Source organism: Micrococcus sp. CH7, assembly GCF_001595485.1.
Taxonomy (GTDB): Bacteria; Actinomycetota; Actinomycetes; order Actinomycetales; family Micrococcaceae; genus Micrococcus; species Micrococcus luteus.
The window spans coordinates 40728-55310 of the sequence record NZ_LOSQ01000027.1; the positions used below are offsets into that span (position 1 = coordinate 40728).

At 70.1% G+C, this 14583-nt stretch carries 11 protein-coding genes; all 11 read right to left on the minus strand.

Annotated elements, in window-relative coordinates; all coding sequences use genetic code 11:
- Positions 1 to 12 precede the first annotated feature (12 nt).
- The 11 genes from AUV08_RS07255 to galU all read right to left on the minus strand — a co-directional run bounded on the left by AUV08_RS07255 (position 13) and on the right by galU (position 14550).
- Positions 13 to 4404, minus strand: coding sequence for a glycosyltransferase (locus AUV08_RS07255; protein WP_061873168.1), 4392 nt, complete (start codon positions 4402 to 4404; stop codon positions 13 to 15).
- Positions 4405 to 4465: 61 nt separating this feature from the next.
- On the minus strand, positions 4466 to 5446 hold the full coding sequence (gene galE / locus AUV08_RS07260; protein ID WP_041103153.1) for a UDP-glucose 4-epimerase GalE: 981 nt from the start codon (positions 5444 to 5446) through the stop codon (positions 4466 to 4468).
- A 91-nt stretch (positions 5447 to 5537) separates the two neighbouring features.
- On the minus strand, positions 5538 to 6782 hold the full coding sequence (gene wecC, locus AUV08_RS07265; protein WP_061867852.1) for a UDP-N-acetyl-D-mannosamine dehydrogenase: 1245 nt from the start codon (positions 6780 to 6782) through the stop codon (positions 5538 to 5540).
- Between the two features lie 91 nt (positions 6783 to 6873).
- Positions 6874 to 8655 (minus strand): glycosyltransferase, encoded by a 1782-nt coding sequence (locus AUV08_RS07270; RefSeq protein WP_084776597.1) that lies wholly within the window; start codon positions 8653 to 8655, stop codon positions 6874 to 6876.
- On the minus strand, positions 8652 to 9839 hold the full coding sequence (locus AUV08_RS07275; protein ID WP_061867853.1) for a glycosyltransferase family 4 protein: 1188 nt from the start codon (positions 9837 to 9839) through the stop codon (positions 8652 to 8654). Before AUV08_RS07275 ends, AUV08_RS07270 begins: the two co-directional genes overlap by 4 nt.
- Entirely contained in the window at positions 9829 to 10974 is a 1146-nt protein-coding gene (locus AUV08_RS07280) for an LCP family protein (protein ID WP_061867854.1), read from the minus strand. Before AUV08_RS07280 ends, AUV08_RS07275 begins: the two co-directional genes overlap by 11 nt.
- Before the next feature lie 50 nt (positions 10975 to 11024).
- Positions 11025 to 11942 (minus strand): bifunctional DNA-formamidopyrimidine glycosylase/DNA-(apurinic or apyrimidinic site) lyase, encoded by a 918-nt coding sequence (gene mutM, locus AUV08_RS07285; RefSeq protein ID WP_044659151.1) that lies wholly within the window; start codon positions 11940 to 11942, stop codon positions 11025 to 11027.
- Positions 11943 to 11946: 4 nt separating this feature from the next.
- The gene (gene rnc / locus AUV08_RS07290; protein WP_020621711.1) at positions 11947 to 12609 is read right to left on the minus strand and encodes a ribonuclease III; all 663 of its coding nucleotides are present in this window, start codon (positions 12607 to 12609) and stop codon (positions 11947 to 11949) included.
- A gap of 73 nt (positions 12610 to 12682) precedes the next feature.
- Entirely contained in the window at positions 12683 to 12886 is a 204-nt protein-coding gene (rpmF, locus tag AUV08_RS07295) for a 50S ribosomal protein L32 (protein ID WP_061867855.1), read from the minus strand.
- A 2-nt stretch (positions 12887 to 12888) separates the two neighbouring features.
- The gene (locus AUV08_RS07300) at positions 12889 to 13461 is read right to left on the minus strand and encodes a DUF177 domain-containing protein (RefSeq protein ID WP_002856392.1); all 573 of its coding nucleotides are present in this window, start codon (positions 13459 to 13461) and stop codon (positions 12889 to 12891) included.
- A 174-nt stretch (positions 13462 to 13635) separates the two neighbouring features.
- The gene (gene galU / locus AUV08_RS07305; protein ID WP_044659153.1) at positions 13636 to 14550 is read right to left on the minus strand and encodes a UTP--glucose-1-phosphate uridylyltransferase GalU; all 915 of its coding nucleotides are present in this window, start codon (positions 14548 to 14550) and stop codon (positions 13636 to 13638) included.
- Between the last annotated feature and the right edge of the window lie 33 nt (positions 14551 to 14583).

Below are 14583 nucleotides of genomic sequence, written 5' to 3' on the forward strand. Positions count from 1 at the left end.
TCCGGCGCTACGTCACCGCCGACCCTCTACCACGGCCAGGATCTGGGCACCGATCTCCTCGGGCGAGAAACGCTCCCGCATGAATGCTTGGGCCCGCTCAGACTCCTCGAGGAAGAGGGCCGGGTCTGAAGAGTACCTGCGGATCCGGTCGGCCGCGTCGCGGACGCCCTCGACGACCCATCGATCGTCGTAAACGGCCTCAGCCCCCGCCCACGGAAAGATCACCGGCACACAGCCCGCTGCACCACCCTCCGCGATCGCCTGATGCGTTCCTTCGTGGTCGCTCGTGGACAAGATGATGCCTGGCTTGGCGCGGTACCACTCCGCGATGTCATAGGAGTGTCCGCCGAACCGGACGGCTTCGCGGAGCACCGCAGACGATTCAATCCGCAAATACTGCGCCTCAAAATAACTCCGCTCAGCAGTTCGCTTCATGAGCCACGCGTACTCGTGGTACTCCTTACCCATGACGTCGAGACGGTAAGTCGGGTCGTGCGACGCCAGCAGTTCGGTCACGTCGAGCGCGAGGTCCAGACGCTTCGAATGTGGCACGGAGCCAACAAGACCGAGGGCATGCGGATCCGGTGCGTTCCGAGGCGCCGCAAATCGCTCGAAGTCGAAGGTGTTGCCGATGACCACGGACCGATCCACCGGCACTCCGAAGAGCAACTGCGCCCGCCGCATGCCGACGGGTGACACGAACACGAAGGTGTCCACGGCGGACAGGTCGGCGTCCTTGAGGTAGCGAGTGCGAAGTTCCTGGGCGTGGAGGCGCACCACAAGCCGCTGGTCGTCCTGCTTGTGGTGGCTGTACCACTTCACGTTCCCGAGCGCCCACTCACAGAAGATGACATCCGCTTCGGCGAGGAGTCGGAGGCTGCGTTCCTCGTCGTGGATATCGTGCCCGTCCCACTGGTCGACGATGACACGGTGACCCGCGGCTTCGAGCTGCGCCATGATCTGCGGCAGGAACTTCAGGTCATGGCCAGCGACGAGGACGTTGAGAGGCACCGTCTGAGTCTCCCCTACGGGTGGCCCCGCCTCTCCAGACGCAACGGGCGGAAGGGGGTCTGCCTCCTCGTGGACGACCGCGGTGTCGATCGGGACAGCCGTCGAGTCCGTGTAGGTCACCTTGCCGACGTGTTCGACGACGTGCTGCCAGGCAAAGACCTCGTCATCGGCTAGGGCAGGTCGCTCCCCGAGAACAGAGCCGGCGTAGACGTCGGCGTCCACCAGTACAGTGCCCTCATCGATGTCCGCCGTCAGGGCAGCGATTCGCACGTGTGCGTCGCCCGGCGACCATTCGACGGTGCGAGTGCCCACGGCCTTCCAATGCCCGAAATGCAGAGCGAGCGAGAAGTCCTCCACGAGGTGCTCGTCCAGAGCAGGGGCGCCCTCACGGTGGATGACGACGTTCCGGATGCCGGCCTCTTGCAGCTTTGCCGCCCTCTCCGGAGGAGCGGCGAGGACGACGGGACTGGCGGCATCAACGCCCTCGGTTGTGTCGGTCACCAGGTACAAGGCAGGACGCATGGTCTGGGCCTCGAACAACGGTACGTCTGCGGCGGCGCACTCGACTGCGATCGGCGCGGCCTGCGGACTGCGGACTCGGAACCCAGCGACGCGCATCATGTACACCAAACGGTGAGCACACGTGTGCGTCTCGTAGACGTGGCGGAACGCCTCCCAAAGGCCGGCGTGCCGACGCTGCTCAGACGACTTCCAGCCCTCCAGATAGGCCGCAGCCTCATCGGGGGTGGTCACGGTCGGGACGGTGCCCGCCAACGTCTCGTCTACGCCACGGCCCGCAGAGCTGAGTACCGTCGACCCAGACGCGGTGATCTCCACGACCCGGCGAGAGAACATGCTCGGCGAGTCCACCACCGAATTGCCGTTCAGGTGGATCGGGTGGGCCTTATAGGCCTGGCACATCTCGGGATAGCTCAGGCTTCCTCGGGCGTACCGGCGGAAACGGTCCGGCAGGCGGTACGGCGAGTTGGGATCGTTGTGCACCCGCTCGTAGATCGCCAAGCCGTGTGGGGCAGACTCATAGAACAGGAAATCCAGCCCCTGTTTACGGGTCGCATACTTGTCCCCGTAGTAGGTCCCGCCATACGCGATAGCTTCGTCTTGTGCCCGGGTGCTGGGTAGCGGGTTGTGCAACAGAGGCTGCGCCGCGAACGGGGCCGAGGCGACGGTCGTGATCTGGTTGTCCGGAAGCGCGTTGTAATCAACAATGGTGCGCGCGTCCGTCGTGAACACGTAGTCGCACAGGGCTGCGGTGCGCTTGAACCGATTGAAATGGACCGGATCCTCCTTGTTCCAGAACATCACGGGGATTTCGTGAAGCCTGCAATGCGCGATCAGCTCGACCACCGGCGCGTGAGTCTCGTCATCGTAATACCCAATGATCCCGGTCCAGGCGCTGTCGTTGCCTCGCCAAGCGGACTCAATGAACAGCGCATCCACGCGGTGGTCTTCGAAGGTCTCGCGCCAGTCCTCAGGCCGCACACGCAAGGCGGTCAACTCGGGGACGAAGGTGTCCGTCGTGAATTCGTCGCCGATGAAGGCGACTGTGTAATCGGTGAGCGGGCGTTCTGCGTCGTCCAGTGAGGCCCGGAACTCCTCGGCCAAGGCCATTAGTGAAGCGGCGATGCGCTCGCCCGTGACTGGCCAGCGCCGATTCTCCTTGACCCAGCGTCGAGCACGAACCCCCATGGCGCGAGCAGCATCTGGGGCGGCGAGAGTTTCGCGCAGACGCTCGACGAGGCTCGCCAGGTCGTCCTTCTGGAAACTGACCGCAGTGTCTCCATCAGGCCCGCAGAACACCTTGTGCGGCGAGACATCGGAGAGGACCACCGCCCCGCCGACCGCCATCGCCTCCAGCGGCTTCAATGGCGAAACGAGCTCGGTCACCGGCAAGGACTTCCGGGCCAGGGGGAACACATCGATGCTCGAGAGGTACGCTGGCATGTCTGCGTTCGGAACGTTCATGACGAACCGCGTCTCAGGATCAAGACCGCGTGTGGCGATCCTCGCCTTCAACGTATCGAGATATGCGCCCCCGCCGATGATGAGGAAGTTGAACCGGACTCCCTCTGCCTTGAGTGTCGCGAGCGCGTCGGTGACGAGATCGAGGCCTTCGTAATCGGTGACGCTGCCCGCGAAACCCACGACTGGAGCCTCCGTATCGGTGAATCCCAGGCCGCGCAAGAGCGCGTGATCCTTGCCAAGAGGGGCGAACACCTCTGGGTCAACGCAGTTGGGCGCGACGGTGACCTTGTCCGCATCGATGCCGCGGGCAGCAAGGTCTTCACGCATCTCATCCGTGATGACGACCACTCGGTCGGCTTCGCGGGCGACGAGGTCTTCATAGCGGCGGTCAAGCCGATACTGGTCCGACTGCTCCCAGCCCGGCCGGACGGATGCCGCAGACACTTCCCAGAATCCGCGCATCTCATACACGAACGGCACCCCGAGCCGACGGGCTGCGATCAGGGCGGGCAGAGCGGACAGATAGTTCGAGGCGGCCAGGATGAACTCGGGCTTCTCGATCATGGCTTCGCGGACGTACGCATCGGCAGCCACCTGGAAGAAGACGTCGAGATCGCCCTCCCATGCAGGGAGACCAGGGTTGTGCACGTGGCGTACGCCGTCGATCTCCGACACATCACGACGCTGCTTGACAGGCACTCGCCGCCCGGGGACGACCGACTTCTTGTCCCAAGGCTTGCCTGGCAGGGGCGCTACGACCACGTCCAGCCCTTGGGCCACGAGCCCTGCGGCGACGCCCTTGGTCCGGGACGTGTAGCCATTGGTCACAGACACGGGTGACATGCCCACGGCGTAGAGCACCCGGCCTCGCACGGGGAGGTAATTGCAGGTGCGGTGACGTGCGGGAAGCGGGTAGTCCGCTTCAAGAAGGCGGTTGAGAGAGTCGACGCGACGAACGAAGTTCTCTTCAGAGTCGGTCAGGCCCGACTTTCCACGAAGCTGATCCAGCACCTCCCGCGCGCCACTGAGGTCCCCGCGTTCCTGGATGAGTTTGCGCGCCAGCGGCAGGCCCGCGGCGACGGTCCTCCGGCGGGCGAAAGCGGCCTGGAGCGAGTCGAGCGACTCTTGCGTCGATATTCGACGCCCCGTGGCGGGCCGCGTACCCCCGCGGCCCGCCACAGCGGAAGACCCCATGCGTGCAGCACGGGCGGTGCGGTTGATCTTTGCGTTGAGACGGCGGTGATACATGATCATTACGAACACCGCAGCGCACAACATCCAGAACAGCGCGACGATGAGGATCGCGTGGTCCACCAGGAAGGCGAGTACCGAACCCACGACAGCGAGCAGAATAAAAAGCCCCATGACGAGTTGCTGGCGTCGTGAGAAGCGAAGAAAGAGTTGGATCATGGGTGCGATTCCTCGGGTGCTGTAATCGGCGGGGCAGGTCTGGCGTCTCTGCGACGAGCAGTCAGGTGACGAGCCGGGGCGGGAAGTCGATGACGGACGTGACAATGTCATCGCGCGTATAACGTGCTACCCATCCGAGTTCCTTCTCAATGAGCGAGACGTTGGCTGTCAAGGCCCCCGGGTCACCCGGGCGGCGGGGCTGGATGTCGTAATCAAGATCCACGCCGGGGCGGCGGCGGAAGGCATCTACGACTTCGAGAACGCTGCTTCCGCTTCCGGTGCCCACGTTGTAGATCCGGGTCGCTGGGTCGGTGCTGCCCTGGACCGCCGGCAGGGCCGCCAGGTGCGCCTCGGCCAGGTCGACGACGTGGACGTAATCGCGTACACATGTGCCGTCGACGGTGGGGTAATCGTCGCCGAAGACCGAGAGACGCTGGCCGCGAGTGATGACATCACGGATCGCCGGCATGAGGTTCGTCGTCGTGGTATCGGCCAGAATGGCGTCTTCCGCGCCGGCGACATTGAAGTAGCGCAATGCCACCGCCCGGAGACCCCAGGCGCGGGAAGCGTTCGCGAGAGCTAGCTCACTCACGAGCTTGGACTGGCCGTACGGATTGATCGGCACCGTCGGGGTGTCCTCGAACACGATCGACGAGTCCGGCTCACCATAGACCGCTGCCGACGAGGAGAAGATCATCGACGCGGCTCCCGCAGCTCTCATGGCAGCCAGCACGTTTACAGTTGCACCGACGTTCGACCGAAAATAATCCTCCGGCTGCACGACGGAGTCCGCGACGACCTTCTTCGCGGCGAAGTGAACGACGACGTCAATCGACTCTTCTTTAAGGAGAGTGGTCAGCGCAGCTACGGCCGCGTCGCTCGCGAGGTCGATCGTGTACACGGGGACATCGGCCGGAACGCGCTGTCTGAGGCCTGTCGAGAAGTCGTCAACGACGACGATGTCGGCCCGGCCCTGTTGCCGTGCTACGGAGACGAAGTGAGACCCGATGTATCCGGCGCCGCCGGTCACGAGCAGGCGCATGTTGTCCTCCTTGGTCGTGGTACTGCCCGTCTGGGACATACGGGGCGGGGCAGCCGTCACCGACCGCCCCGCCACAGGTGCCGAGTTCGTGTCAGCGCCACTGGCCGCGCGTGTCGATGACCTTCTTGCCCTCGGTGGTGGCACCGAGGCTGGCGAACGCATCGTGGTCCACCAGCAGCAGAACGACGTCCGCCTCCCGAATGCCGTCCTCGGCCGGGACCAACTCCACGTTGTCACGGCCGGCCAGCGCAGCGGGCAGCTCCTCCACGTGCGGCTCCACGACGAGGATGCGCGAACCGGTGAACTGCTGCGCCACCTCGATCGCGATGTTCAGGGCAGGCGATTCACGCAGATCGTCGATGTTCGGCTTGAATGCCAGACCGAGGACGGCCACCACGGGGGCACGGCCGGTGGCCTGCTGCACGTCGAACGCGGCGGCCTTGGCCTGGTCCACGACCCACTTCGGCTTGCCGTCGTTGATCTCGCGGGCCGCACGGATGATGCGGGCCGTCTGCGGTGCGGCGTCGACGATGAACCACGGGTCCACAGCGATGCAGTGGCCGCCCACGCCGGGGCCCGGCTGGAGGATGTTGACACGGGGGTGGTGGTTGGCAAGCTCGATGAGCTCCCACACGTCGATCCCCAGGTCGGAGCAGATCAGGGACAGCTCGTTCGCGAAGGCGATGTTCACATCACGGAACGAATTCTCGACCAGCTTGGCCATCTCCGCGGTGACGCAGTCCGTCACGAGGATCTCCCCCTGACAGAACGCCTCATACAGCTGCTTGGCGCGCTGCGCGGCCTCCGGCGTGGACCCGCCCACGATGCGGTCGTTCGTGACGAGCTCGATCATGACCCGGCCGGGCAGCACCCGCTCCGGGCAGTGGGCGAAGTCCAGGGTGACGCCGTCCAGGTCCGGCCGTGCCTCGCGGATGACGGCGGCCATGTGCTCGGTGGCGCCGGGGGGCGAGGTGGACTCCAGGATCACGAGCTCGCCGCCGCGCAGCTGCGGGGCGAGACCGCGGGCCGCAGCCTCGATGTAGCCGAGGTCCGGCGAATGGCCGTCCTTGAAGGGCGTCGGGACCGCGACGATGTACGCGTCGGCCTGCGGCGTCTTCAGGGACGCGGACAGTCGACCGGCCTTGACGTTGCGCTCCACGAAGTCCGCCAGGTCCGGCTCCACGAAGGGCACGGTGCCTGCGTTGACCGCGTCCACGGTGCGCTGGCTGACGTCCACGCCGTGCACACGCACGCCGTTCTCGGCCAGGATGGCAGCTGTCGGCAGCCCGATGTAGCCCAGGCCGATCACGGCCACGTCCTTGATCTGCGTCGTCATCTAGAGGTCCTCGTTCGTCTAAGCGGTGGCAAGGGCAGAATCCGGCGCGGGCCGGACTCCCCGTGATGCTCTGTCGAGTATAAGGATTAGTTCAGGCAGACGGCGCCGTCACGCCCAGGCGCCGGTAGAGGGCGTCATAGCGCCGGGCGTTCGCCGCCCAGGTCCGATGCCCGAGCACCCACTCCCGCGCCCTGGCTCCGAGGCCGCGGGCCGCGGCGGGGTCGTCGAGTAGCGCCGCCAGGGCGGCGGCCCACGCCTCCGGTTCCTCGGCCGGCAGCACCCGTCCGGTCACGCCGTCCTCGACGATCTCGCTCAGCGCGGGCAGGTCCGAGACGAGGACGGGCCGGGACGTGGCCATGGCCTCCAGCGGCTTCATGGGCGTCACCGCCCGGGTCACGCCCGTGTCCTTGCGAGGCACGCAGAAGACGTCGAGGGCCTGGTGCCACACGGGAGCCAGGGAACGGTCCACCCGTCCCGGCGCGAGCAGCCGATCCTCGATCCCCAGGTCGGCCGCAAGCCGGCGCAGGGCCGGCAGGGCAACGCCGTCCCCCACCACGGCCAGCCGCAGGCGCGGCCTCTCGTCGACGAGCGCGGCGACGGCACGCACAAGGTCGTCGAGTCCCTCGTACGGCACCACGGAGGAGACGGTGCCGACGATCTCGTCGTCCATGGACAGCCCGAGACGGCGGCGAGCATCCTCGCGTGGGGCGGGCTCCTCCAGGAAGGCGCCCCCCACCCCGTTAGGGCTGAGCACGACGGCGTCCCGGTCCATGCCGGCCGCGGCGATGCGGCGGGCCATCTGCTCACCGAGCGTCACGACGCCGTCGGCAGAACGCACGGCGTCGTCCTCGCGGGCCGTGAACAGGGCGTAGCGGTCGGAGCGCAGCGCCTCGGGTCCGCGCGTCGAGGCCCAGGTGTCCGCCAGCTGCCCGCGCACCTCGTACACCCACGGGACGCCCACGGCCTCCGCGACCGCGCGGGTCACCACGGCGTTGACCCAGTGGGTGGTGGTGTGCAGGACCGCCGGGCGGCGCTCGAGGACCAGATCGAGGAGCATCCGCGCGTGCTGAGCCAGCCGTCCGTCGAATCCCCGGGCCAGGCTCGAGGGCAGGAGGCGGTGGTACACGATGCCGTCCACCATGTCGCGTCGGGCGGCGGTGAGCACGCCGGTCTGGACCGGCCAACCGAGCCGGGTGACGGCCTCTACGTGCCAGCCCTCGTCCCGCAGCGCGCACGCGAGGCTGTGGCTGCGTTGCGCGTATCCGGAACCGGTGTGGGGCAGGGAGTTGGTCAGGACGAACAGTGCCGAGCCCGGGCGGGGCCGATATCCAACGGCCCGGTCCCGGTCTGCCCGCGGCAACGGCAGGGCGCCCCCGCGCAGAGCACGCACCTCGGAGGCGAACCGGGCTCGCACGACACCGTCCCGGCCGGTGCCGCCGAGCAGGGAGATGGCCGCCTCGACGTCACCGCGGTGCCAGGCCACGCGGGCCCTTGCGGCGGCCAAGCCCGGCGTGTCGACGGGCACGGCGTCGAGGACGGCTTGGGCCCGGTCAGGCTCCTGCGCGGCCGTGAGCACGTCCGCCAGTCGCACCCGATCTGGCGCGCCGGCGGACGGCAGGACCGCCTCGACGTGCTCGAGGAGGTCCACGTGCCGGCCGGCGGCCGCGAGACCCATGGCGCCTAAGACCACGCCGGGGCGTGCGGGCAGGGACTCTGCCAGGCGCCCCAGGCCCACGCGTGCCGCGAGCGGCAGGCGACGGCTGATCTGCAGGCCCAGGACCGCCGGGTCGTCCCGCAGGTGGTCGACCACCGTCCGCAGGACGAGTGGCGCGTGGCCGAGTGCGCGGACGGAATCGAGGAGGATGGAGGTCATGCGTGTCTCCTGTAGTCGGGGACGAGCTGCCCCAGCAGCCGGACGTAACGCCGGGCGACGCTCGGCAGGTCCGCGTGCCGTCGGACCCACGGGCGGCCGCCCTCCCCCACATCAGTGCGAGCCGGATCGTCGGCGAGCGCGGTCAGATGCGCGACGAGGTCAGCTACCCGTGGGCCGATGACGTCGGCTCCCCCGGCGTCCTCGAGGGTGCGGGCCGCCTCGCCGGTGACCATCCCGGTGACGTGCCGGCCGACGGCGAGCACCTCGTAGGTCTTCGACGGCACCGTGTGGCGGAAGCTGGGCCAGTCAGGCCGCAGCGCCACGACGAGTGTGTCCGCCCAGGCGTACTGGGCCGCCGCATCCTCGCCGTAGCAGGCAGGAAGGATCTCGGCCGGGGAGCCGAGCTCCGCGTTACGCGCCTCGAGCTCGCCGCGCCGAGTGCCGGCGCCGACGAGCCGGACCCGCACCCCTGGCCGGCTCTGGCGGAGTTCGGCCGCCGCCTCCATGAGCCGTTCGAGCCCCTGGCTCTCACCCATGTTGCCGAGGTAGAGGACGTGCAGGTCCCCGGGCTCGCGCCTCCGAGCAGGTGCCCACGCCAGGCCTGCGAGTTCGACGCCGTTGCACAAGGTCTCGGCACGCTCGACCCCGCGCCCGCGCAGCGTCTCCGCGAAGCCGTCCGTGACGGTCACCACGAGTCGGGCCGCGCGCTGGCCGCCGGTCACGACGCGTTCCATTGCGGCGCCCAGCAGGCCCTGGTGGACCCCGGCCTCGTGGGCGAGATCCGGCCAGGCGTCGCGCATCTCCAGCACGAGGGGACGGCGCCAGAGACGGGAGAGCACGACGCCGGGCACCACCACGGGCAGGGCGGGCACGGTGGCCACCACCACGTCCGGGCGTCGGGTGGCCATCCCGCGCGGGATGGCGAGCAGCGCGTGCACCACCGCCTCGGCGAAACGACCGTTGCGGCCGGCCTCCCCCAGGGGCAGGCGAGGCGTGGGCAGGACACGTTCGCCGTCGGGCCCGGCGAAGGGGCGCACCCCCCCGGGCGCGACGACGTCGACGTCCCAGCCCGCCGACCGCAGCGCCGCCACGACCGCGCCCCAGCGACGCGCGGGCGGGGTGCGCTCGGGCCGGTAGGAGTGGGAGACCAGCAGGAGGCGGGGGCGGCGCGGCTCAGTCGTCACAGGGGTCCTCCCCGAGGGCGGGTGCGGGCGTGGTGCCGGTCAGCAGGGTCAGCACGGGGGCGGGACCGCCGGCGGCCTGGGCCTTCTTCTCCTTCGTGGGCTCGTGCTCGTCGACGTAGCGCTGGACGTCGTCGTCGGCGAGGGCGGAGCGCAGGTCCGCCAGCTTGTCCTCGTCGAGCTCGACGATGGCGTCGCCGTTCGGGCCCTCCGCGAAGCCCTTGCGCGGCACCGTGAACATCTCGACGTCCTCGCCGCGGACGTCGCGCAGCTGCCACGCGAGCGAGGCGATCACGCCGGACGTGAGCCCCTCGTCCACACCGAGGTGGTCGGAGAACGTGGCGACGACCTCGGTGGTGCGGGCGGGATTGCCCAGGATCTCCGGGCTGAGGAAGCGGTCCATCGCCCCGGCCAGGTAGCGCTGCTGGTTCTTCACGCGGGTGACGTCGCCGTCGTCGAAGGCGTGCCGTTCGCGCACGTAGCGCAGGGCGGCGGTGTCCTGCAGCAGGATGTGTCCGCGCGGGTAGTACGAGGGGTTGGCCTGACCGGAGGAGAAGGCCTGCGGGTTGCAGACCTCGACGCCGCCCAGCGCATTCGTCACGCCCCGGAAGCCCTGGAAGTCGACCTCGAGGACGTGGTGGATCGGCACTCCCAGCAGCAGCTCCACCGTGTCCACGGCGAGCGCGTAGCCGCCCGTGTCGAAGGCCGAGTTGATCTTCGCCTCACCGTGGCCGGGCACGGTGACCCACGAATCCCGCAGCACGGACATGACGTAGACCTGGCGTCGGTCCGCGGGGATGTGCACGAGCATCATGGTGTCCGAGCGCTGGCCCATGTCCTGCTCGCCCTCGCCCTCGCGGGAGTCGGAGCCCAGGACGAGCACGTTCAGCGGGCCGTTGCCGGCCGCCTGCTCGAGCGCCCCCACGTCCACCGTCTGCCGGTGGTCGTCGAAGGTGCGCCCGAGCGAGCCCGCGTACCAGGCGCCCAGACCGAGCAGCGCCGCGAGCAGGACGGCGAGCACGCCGACGACCCACGGCCAGCGCCGGCGGCGCCGCGCGACCGACGAGGCGTCGTCGCGCGGGGACTCGGGACGCGGCAGGGGCTCGGGCGTCCAGGACGCGGCCGGGGGATGGCTCACTCGTGTCTCCTGCTCGAGGTCGGGGGTCAGCCCAGTCTACGGACGCCCCGTCAGGCGTCGGCCACCGCGGCCCGGCGACGGCGCGGCCTGGGCTGGCAGCGCGGGCACAGGTGGCTCGCACGGTTCATGAACGGCTCGCGCACGATGCGGGAGTCGACCCCCTCGGCGGCGCAGCGGCGACACGGCTGCCCGGTGCGCCCGTAGGCCGCCAGGGAGCGGGCGAAGTAGCCCGATCGCCCGTCCACGTTGACGTAGAGCGCGTCGAAGCTCGTGCCCCCCACCTCCAGGGCCCGGCGCATCACGTCCTGGACGGCCGCCAGGAGGCGCAGCGTGTCAGCCCGGCGCATGCGCTCGGTCGGCCGCTCGGGGTGCAGGCGGGCGCCCCACAGGGCCTCGTCCGCGTAGATGTTGCCGATCCCGGAGACCAGCGACTGGTCCAGCAGCGCGCGCTTGAGGGTGGAGCGGCGCCGTGCCAGGCGCGCGTGCACGGCCACGGGGTCGAACAGCGGGTGCAGCGGGTCCAGGGCGATGTGGGCGGCCGTGGTGGGGATCCGCTCGCCGCCGGCGGCGTCGTCGGGCCGCAGCGCGTCGAGCCACCAGCCGCCGAAGATCCGCTGGTCCACGAACCGCAGCTCGCGGGCGGACCCGTCCGCGGCGGTGACGGGCAGGCGCAGGCGCAGGTGTCGCTGGTCGGCGGCCCCCGGTCCGTCCACGAGGATCTGCCCGCTCATCCCCAGGTGCACGACGACGGCGTCGTCGCCCTCGGCCAGGGGCAGCCAGAGGAACTTGCCGCGGCGAGCCGGCTCGGCCAGTCGGGCGCCTCGCAGCCGCTCCCGGAGGGCGTCCGCACCACCGGGGCTGCGACGCAGCGAGCGGGGGTCGAGGACCTCGAGCTCCGCGGCGACGGCGTCCGTGGCCCACCGGGCCAGGCCGCGCCGGACGACCTCGGCCTCGGGCAGCTCCGGCACGGGCTCAGCGCCCCGCGGCCGGCAGGCCCGCTTCGAGGGCGGGCCAGGAGGCGGCCGCGGCGTCCCGCTCGGCCTGCTTCTTGGAGCTGGCGACGGCGGAGCCGTACTCGCGCTCGCCGACGACGAGGGTGGCCCGGTAGCGGGGGTCGTGCGCGGGGCCCTGACCCTCGATCGCGTAGCGGACGGCGCCGAGACCGTGGCGGCTGGCGGCCTCGGCCACGACCGTCTTCCAGTCGGTGCTCTCGCGCAGCAGGTCCGGCTCGTCCAGCAGCGGCACCACGTGGCGGTGCACGAGGGCGGCCGCGGCCACGGCCCCGTGGTCCACGTAGACGGCGCCGATGAGCGCCTCGAGGGTGTCGGCGAGGATCGAGTCCTTGTCCGCCCCGCCGGTGCGGCGCTCCCCCGTGCCCAGGCGCACGAACGGGCCGATGCCGATCCGGCGCGCCACCTTCGCCAGGGCACGCGTGGACACGACGGCGGCCCGGCGGCGGGCGAGGTCGCCCTCGGCCAGGTCCGGGTACACCGTGAAGATGTGGTCGGTGACCACGTAGCCCAGCACCGAGTCCCCGAGGAACTCGAGGCGCTCGTTGGTGGGCAGCCCGCCCTGCTCGTAGGCGAACGAGCGGTGCGTCAGAGCGCGTTCGAGCGTCCCGGCGGTGATGTGCACGCCGAGACGCTCGAACAGCTCTTCTGGCTCGGGCGCGGGCTCAGGCCCGCGACGAGCCGACGGGGACGCCATCTCAGGCGTCGGCGACCTTGCGGCCCTTGTACTCGAAGAACAGGGGGGTGCCGGCGGCGTCGGTCTTCAGCTTGGCCTGGTGGGGCAGGCGGTAGGAGACGCGACCGTTCTCGACGGACTTCACCAGGGCGGGCGCGGTGGCCTTCCACTGCGACCGGCGGGCACGGGTGTTGGCACGGGACATCTTCCGCTTCGGGACTGCCACGACTATCTCTCTTCTGTCTCGGTGATGGAGGTCTCTGAGGTGCCCGCGAGGTGGGCCAGGGCGGCCCAGCGCGGGTCCACGCGCTCGTGGGCGTGCCCCTCGGGCGCGTCCTCGAGGCGGATGCCGCAGTCGGCGCACAGGCCCTCGCAGTCCGGCCGGCACAGCGGCTGGAACGGGAGGGCGATGACCACGGCGTCCCGGAACACGGGTTCCAGGTCCACGGTCTCGCGCACCACGAGCGGCTGCTCGCCGGCGTCGTCCTCGGACGTGCCGGTGAGGTACAGCTCCTGCAGGTCCACGGTGATCCCCTCGTGCAGCGGGCGCAGGCAACGGCCGCACTCGCCCTTCAGGGTCGCGTCCGCGGTGCCGGTGACGAGGACGCCCTCGTGCACCGACTCCAGACGCAGGTCCAGTTCGACGGGGTCCCCCTCGGGGATCCCCAACAGCGGCGTGGAGACGCCCGCAGGGGCGGGCCACTCGGCCGTCAGCTCGCGCTGGACTCCGGCCCCGCGCGTCAGATCGCGCACGGGGATCACCCACGGCGAGTCGGCGCCGTGGTGCTGGATGCTGTCCATGGTCGCTCCTCTCGGCGGGTGGGACGGCGGGGGTACACGGCCCGTCCGCACGCCCTCTGCGGGGGTGCGATGCGGCCTGGACACGGGTCCAGCCACGACGGACCGACAGCCCATCCTACCGGGTGGGTCCGCCTCGGCCAAAGCCGGCCGCGGCCCGCGCGTCGCCGGCCCGGCTCAGAGCCCGGCGGTGAACTCCCGGAGCCAGGCCCGCAGGTCGGCCCCGAGGTCCTCATGCCGCGTCCCGAACTCGATGACCGCCTGCAGGTAGCCGAGCTTGTCCCCCGTGTCGTAGCGGCGGCCGTCGAAGACGACGGCGTGCACGCCGCGGCCTTCGCCGTCCTCCGTGGCCAGCCTCTGCAGCGCGTCGGTGAGCTGGATCTCCCCGCCGCGGCCGGGCGGGGTCTCGTCCAGCACGTCGAACACCTGCGGGACCAGCACGTAGCGGCCGATGATCGCGAGGGTGGAGGGGGCGTCCTCGCGGGCCGGCTTCTCCACGAGGTCGGTGACGCGGACGACGTCGTCGCCCTCCCCCGGCACGGCCTCCACCGCGGCCACACCGTAGGCCGAGACGGCCTCCTCCGGGACCTCCATGAGGGCGATCACGGAGCCGCCGAGGCGCTGCTGCACGTCGATCATGCGCTCGAGCAGCGCCTCGCCGTCGCCGATGATGTCATCGCCCAGCAGGACCGCGAACGGCTCCTCGCCGACGTGGCGGCGTGCGCAGTTCACCGCGTGGCCGAGCCCGAGGGCCTCGCCCTGACGGACGTAGTGGATGTCCCCCACCAGGTCCGACTCGTGGATCTGCGCGAGCCGCGTGGTGTCGCCCTTGTGCTCCAACGCGGCCTCCAGCGCGGGATGGCGGTCGAAGTGGTCCTCGAGGGCCCGCTTGTTCCGGCCCGTGATCATCAGCACGTCGGCGAGGCCCGCACGCCGGGCCTCCGTCACCACATACTCGATGGCCGGCCGGTCCACCACCGGCAGCATCTCCTTCGGCATGGCCTTGGTGGCCGGCAGGAAGCGGGTGCCCAGGCCGGCGGCCGGGATGACGGCCTTGCGGGTGCGGGGGCGGGAGGGGGGCGGGACGGTCATCGGCGGTTCTCCTGCGGTGGATGCGGTGGGACG

Excerpts from the sequence above, each read along its gene's own strand:
- AUV08_RS07255 (WP_061873168.1), bottom strand. The coding sequence starts at position 4,404 with ATGATCCAACTCTTTCTTCGCTTCTCACGACGCCAGCAACTCGTCATG.
- galE (WP_041103153.1), bottom strand. The coding sequence starts at position 5,446 with ATGCGCCTGCTCGTGACCGGCGGCGCCGGATACATCGGGTCTCACTTC.
- wecC (WP_061867852.1), bottom strand. The coding sequence starts at position 6,782 with ATGACGACGCAGATCAAGGACGTGGCCGTGATCGGCCTGGGCTACATC.
- AUV08_RS07270 (WP_084776597.1), bottom strand. The coding sequence starts at position 8,655 with ATGACCTCCATCCTCCTCGATTCCGTCCGCGCACTCGGCCACGCGCCA.
- AUV08_RS07300 (WP_002856392.1), bottom strand. The coding sequence starts at position 13,461 with ATGGACAGCATCCAGCACCACGGCGCCGACTCGCCGTGGGTGATCCCC.
- galU (WP_044659153.1), bottom strand. The coding sequence starts at position 14,550 with ATGACCGTCCCGCCCCCCTCCCGCCCCCGCACCCGCAAGGCCGTCATC.